This window comes from Novosphingobium beihaiense (genome assembly GCF_022832375.1).
GTDB lineage: Bacteria > Pseudomonadota > Alphaproteobacteria > Sphingomonadales > Sphingomonadaceae > Novosphingobium > Novosphingobium beihaiensis.
In genome coordinates this window covers 1-350 of record NZ_JALHLG010000083.1, presented here as the reverse complement: position 1 = coordinate 350, position 350 = coordinate 1, and the positions used below count along the sequence as shown (strand labels likewise).

Annotated in this window: 1 pseudogene; it reads right to left on the bottom strand. The window is 58.0% G+C overall.

Annotated elements, in window-relative coordinates:
• A pseudogene (locus tag MTR66_RS21505) lies at positions 1-121 on the bottom strand (IS5 family transposase); the annotation flags it as partial.
• Positions 122-350: the final 229 nt, after the last annotated feature.

Genomic DNA, 350 nt, shown 5'->3' with positions numbered 1-350 from the left:
GCAGCATCCCTTTGAGATAGCGCCGATTATCTCCGGCAGGACGGGCATGCCTGCCGCGCTCGGACGGAAGCAGCGGTCCTATCAATTCCCATTCTGTGTCGCTCAGGTCACCGCTATCCATACCCGCCCTTCCAAAAGAAAGGCTTGAATCAGAACTCAGCCAAATTGGAAATCCCTTTCGCCCTAGGTCCGATCGACATTCAGGATTCCCAAACGAGGTAAGTGCTGCTTCATAGGATTCCGCGACGAGGCGGAGGCTATGAATGGGGGTGAAGCGGTACGAGTTGAGCGATGCGCAGTGGGCGAGGGTTGCGCCATTACTGCCCGGCAAGGCGAGCGATCCGGGACGG